Source organism: uncultured Neisseria sp. (assembly GCF_951230505.1).
Lineage (GTDB): Bacteria > Pseudomonadota > Gammaproteobacteria > Burkholderiales > Neisseriaceae > Neisseria.
The window spans coordinates 1-4,866 of record NZ_CATNVN010000137.1 but is presented as its reverse complement, the minus strand read 5'-3'; the positions used below and the strand labels follow the sequence as shown (position 1 = coordinate 4,866).

The 4,866-nt window shown below is 49.8% G+C and carries 6 protein-coding genes; all 6 read right to left on the bottom strand.

Features of this window, described 5'->3' with window-relative positions; genetic code table 11:
* Window positions 1-27: 27 nt before the first annotated feature.
* Entirely contained in the window at window positions 28-1,287 is a 1,260-nt protein-coding gene (locus Q1M25_RS08090; protein ID WP_300483754.1) for a DUF4178 domain-containing protein, read from the bottom strand.
* A gap of 87 nt (window positions 1,288-1,374) precedes the next feature.
* Window positions 1,375-1,758 (bottom strand): adenosylmethionine decarboxylase, encoded by a 384-nt coding sequence (gene speD / locus Q1M25_RS08085; protein WP_150537655.1) that lies wholly within the window; start codon window positions 1,756-1,758, stop codon window positions 1,375-1,377.
* Window positions 1,755-1,901 carry a hypothetical protein gene (locus tag Q1M25_RS08080; RefSeq protein ID WP_162837292.1) on the bottom strand — a complete coding sequence of 49 codons (147 nt, stop codon included), beginning with the start codon at window positions 1,899-1,901 and terminating at the stop codon, window positions 1,755-1,757. The genes speD and Q1M25_RS08080 overlap by 4 nt, the downstream gene beginning before the upstream one ends.
* Before the next feature lies 1 nt (window position 1,902).
* Complete coding sequence (locus Q1M25_RS08075; RefSeq protein WP_191620521.1) at window positions 1,903-3,423, bottom strand: DUF4178 domain-containing protein; 1,521 nt, start codon at window positions 3,421-3,423, stop codon at window positions 1,903-1,905.
* Window positions 3,424-3,626: 203 nt separating this feature from the next.
* Window positions 3,627-4,640 (bottom strand): SPFH domain-containing protein, encoded by a 1,014-nt coding sequence (locus tag Q1M25_RS08070; RefSeq protein ID WP_070838552.1) that lies wholly within the window; start codon window positions 4,638-4,640, stop codon window positions 3,627-3,629.
* A 50-nt stretch (window positions 4,641-4,690) separates the two neighbouring features.
* On the bottom strand, window positions 4,691-4,866 hold a 176-nt coding region (locus tag Q1M25_RS08065; protein WP_300483756.1), incomplete at its 5' end, for a DUF350 domain-containing protein.

Below are 4,866 nucleotides of genomic sequence, written 5' to 3'. Positions count from 1 at the left end.
CCTGCTTTTACTCCAGACAATTTCGGACTAGCTCAGCTCGGAACACAGAATGACATTCCAGCCATAACTTTTCTTGCCGCTATAATCCTTGTAATGAAGCAAATCGCCTTGTTTGACTTTCCAATAAAAAGCACCGGCCGCTACCTCGACCTGCCCGCGGTAATGATCAATCAACATTTCACCGGCAGGATTGCCACTTGAATCAAAGTCCGGCCATGTTTGTAAGGTTTCTGACAACCGCCAGCGTTTTCCAGACTCAATCAGCCAGGCAAACCCTTGTTGAGTGTTATAAAGCAGATATTCCGTCCAGTATTCAGACTGATTTTGGTTATAGGACGATATTTCGGCAAATCTTACAGCCCCGATAATCAGATATTCTGTATCGTTCAGACGACCTTTTGTACCTATTGAAAGCGTAAACAGGTTTTCTTGTTCTTCCCTTTGGGCATTTGCCTCCATCAACGCAACAGTATCTTTTGTCGTGTTCAAACTGCTACCGCAAGACTGACACAAAAGGAAAGAAGTAACACCCCTTGGCCAATGAACAGGAGAGCCGCAATGCGGGCAGTTTTCAGAAAGAATCTCTCCTTTCAGACGGCCTGCACTTTCATGGATTTCATCATCACTGCGCTTATTTTCCAGCTTCAAACTGTCCAAACTGACTATGCGTCCGAAGTAGGAGTCCATTGGAAAAGTCGAATAATCCAAGGTCAAAAACAAATTGCCCCGTCGCCAGTCGCAAACCTCGCCTATCGCTTGATTCCCAGATAAACTGAACGGCAATTCGCCTTGCGCATCGGTATTACGGTAATGTATGGTACGGACGTCTGACGCAATAAAGGTTTGGCCATTAAAGATCAACGAACTGGAGCCGGCTTTCACCGACTTAAAATTTTTCGGCCCCCGTCTCCTCTTCTGGGCAAGCAAACAAGTCATGGCATATAAATCGCCAACCTCGGAAAGCCAGCCGGTCTGCCCGTCATCAAACAAGACATACCATTCATTCCATGCGCCGACATCGTAATGCACCTGCAATCGCCCAATTAGCGTAAATTTCCGATCATCAAAAAAGCCTCTCGTTCCAATCTGCAACGGACTGAAATCCTCCAAGAGCGCAGAATCACGCCCTGACTTGGCAACAAAATATCCGCTCCTCCCCTTACCGCTTCTAGCAACCAGCATACTGTGACAATGGCCACACACGAGCGTCACGGCAGTAGCGGAATACGCCTCCACAGGCGCACCACAGCTTGGGCAATCGGTTTTAAAAAAAGGCGTTTTTTCCATATAACGTCAATATTTCAGTTTAATCAGCACAAGGTTTAAGGCCGTCTGAAAACGGATTGAATATGCTTTCAGACGGCCTAACAGATTTTATTGTTCAACCAATGGTTGTATATCGTCCAATATTCCTTCTCCACGTTGCACAACCGTCCAAACAGCCCTTTCAGCCGCCAACTCCCTGCACAAGATTTCCTTCACTTTTTCCAATTTCATACCGCCGCAGATAAATGCGTCTATAGCGGCGAAGCGGTGTTCAGGCCAAGTGTGGATGCTGATATGGGACTCGGCGAGCAGTAAAACGCCGGTTACACCGCCTGCGCCGCCGAAGGTGTGGAAGTGTTCGGTCAAAATGGTGGCTTCTGCTGCCTGTGCGGCAGCCATCAAAGCGGTTTTCAGACGGCCTTCATCTTTTAAGATGGCTTCATCGCAACCGTATAAGTCCAATAGGCCATGATTACCGGGCGTATGGATCATTTATGGCCTCCGGAATAACCGCTGCCGCCGTAATAGCCGCCGGAGTGCATACGCGAGCCGTCGGAGTCGGAAGAGCCGTAGCTGATAATCATGGAGATGACGATAATGATGGTACTGAAAATGATGTAAGTGATTCTTGACATATTAATCCTCGTCCTCGTCTTTTTTGCCCATACTCCACAACAACCAGCATCCTACAAAGATGACAGTAAGTGCGGCAGAGCTATCGCCGGTCAAAAGCGCAGGGAGGTTGACGACAACCAGGATGGTGGTCATTATGATTCTTAATGATTTATCAATGCCGTCCGCCGCCATGTTTGCAGTGTAATGCGGAGCTTGGCCGGTCAGATTAAATGCATCTGCAATTTCCCGATAAGCAATTGGTGTACTTCTACTCCATGCCATTTCGTGATTGTTCAACTCGGCACAAAGTTTGCGGTTTTGTCCGTCGCGGTAGTCGCTGTAATAGTTCAAATCGCCGCTTCGGATGCGCCAGTAGAACGCACCGGCAGCGACTTCGACCCTGCCGCCGTAGTCGTAAAGTTTGCCGCAGCCTTGCGGTTGGCGGTTGCGGTCGAGGCGCGGCCATGTGTTTTGGGTTTGGGAAAGGTTCCAACCGTCATCGGATTCGACCAGCCACAGAAACCCCTGCGTCGGGTTGTAAAGCAGATACTCCGACCATTGACCTTCGGGCGTGAGCGTGCGGTTGAGGCCGCTGAACAGGTTTTCAAATGTTTCCTGCGCGTCTGTTTCGGCGTATCTGACTGCGCCCATAACGTAAAATTCGCGGTTTTTCAGACGGCCTTGTCTGCCGACGGGCAGGGTAAACAGGCTTTGCTGCGCCGTGCGCATGGCGTTGGCGGTAATGAGTTCGGCTTTGTCTTTGCCGATTGCCAATTCGCTGCCGCAGCTTGGGCAGTTGAGATGGGCGGTGAGGCCGTTGACCCAGTGGACGGACGAGCCGCAGTTGGGACAGTTTTCTGAGGAAATACTGCCTTTCAGACGGCCTGCGCTTTCTCTAATTTCATCTTCGTGGCGCGTGTTTTCCAGCTTCAAATCATCTAGGTTTACCATCCGTCCGAAGAAGGCTTCAGGTGTTTCGCTGCTGTAATCAAGCGTGATGAAAAGGTTTTCGCAACGCCAGTCGGAAACCCGATTTTCTGTATCCTCTTTCAAAACAAACGGCAATTCGCCCTGCGCGGCGGCGCGTTTCAAACTGATTTTGCGGACATCGGAGGCGATATAGTGCTTATCTTGAAAAGTCAGCTCGCTAAATCCGGCTCGCGTGTCTTCAAATTTCGGCGGATTATCGATTTCGACCGGCATGGTCATCACATACAAATCGCCCGCCTCAGAAAGCCAACCGGCCCTGCCGTCGTCAAACAGCGCATACCATTCATTCCACGCACCATCGTCGTATTGCACCTGAAGCCGTCCAACCAAGGTAAAGCGTTGCGCGACAAATGTGCCGCTGGTTCCGATTTGCAGCGGACTAAAATCTTCCAGCAATGCGGAATCGCGGCCGGAGTCGACAACGCCGTTATCTTGCCGCACCAGCATGCTGTTGCAATAACCGCACACCAGCGTCACAGCAGAAGCAGAATGCGCTTCGACAGGTGCGCCGCAGCTTGGGCAGTCGGTTTTGAAGAAAGGAGTTTGAGACATGGGTTTGCTTTTTCAGAATGGGTTGGCGTGTTTCAGACGGCCTTAGCGTTTCTATCAACTGGTTTTATCCATGATTTCAGATTAGAAACAAACCAAATCGCCGAACGGACTCAATCAAATGATTCGAAAGGCCGTCTGAAACCTTTTCACAGAAGCAACTCAACGCTTCTTTGAATGATATTTTTCAGACGGCCTTCAATTGATTAACCAATCAACTGTTTCAACACTTCAGCCTTAGCTTTATCAAAATCTTCTTGCGAAATCAAACCGCCATCCAGCAAAGACTTGAGTTTCACCAATTTCGCCTGCGGATCTTCGGCAGCCGGCTGAACATTTTGCTGAGCCTGTTGCGCATTCGGCTGCATCATGCCTGACATAGCACCCGCCATCGCCTGACCAATACCGGCACCCACGCCCAAACCTGCACCGATTCCGGCAAGTCCGCCTTCATTTTGTGCCGCAAGCGGGATGGATTCGGCGGTTTGATATTGGGTGTAGCGTCCCAAATCGCCGATAACGCCCATTGAAATTTTCTTATCCAATGCAGCCTGAATAGACGCAGGCAAGGTAATGCTTTCAACAGTGAAGTTTTCCAGCGCCAAACCCAGCTTGGCAAATTCCGCGCCAAGCAATTCGCCGATTTTTTGCGACAGCAAAACTTGGTTCGCCGCCATATCCAAGAATGGGATACCGGAGCTACCAAACGCGGCCGCCAATTGGGTGACTGCAATATTGCGCAGTTGGTTTTCCAAGTCTACACCGCTGTATTGCGCCGCCACGCCGCTGACTTCTTTGAAAAATTTTGCCGGATCGCTGATGCGGTAAGAATACATACCGAACGAACGCAGTTGCACCGCGCCAAACTCGGCATCACGCACGGTAACAGGTTGGGACGTACCCCATTTTCGTGCAAGCTGTTGTTTGGTATTGAAAAAGTAAACATCCGATTTAAACGGAGACTCAAAAAGCTTGTCCCAGTTTTTCAAGTTGGTCAGCACTGGCAGCGTTTGCGTATTAAGCGTGTAACGCCCCGGCCCGAACACGTCGGCGGTTACGCCTTCATCGACAAACATCGCCATCTGCGCCTCACGCACAGTCAGGCTCGCACCGTTTTGGATCTCCTCATCGGCAATTGGAAAACGCCACATCAGCAGGCTGTCGTCGGGATTCGGCCATTGAATGACGTCGATAAACTGTTTCTTGATAAAGTTGAACATTTCAACTCCTTATAAAATAAATCAGGATACAAAATTCAAGGTATGGGTATTCAAGTCAGGCAAGCAGCGTTCAAAATGCCAATCGAGATGGACACTGCACCAAATAACGCGCCGACGGCAACATTGTTGCCGATGAGTTCTGCGGTAGCGCCTTTAATCATCATGGTGGCGGCGAAATAGACAAAAATCTGAATCACGGCTGCGGCAAGGGCCCACAGGATAAAAT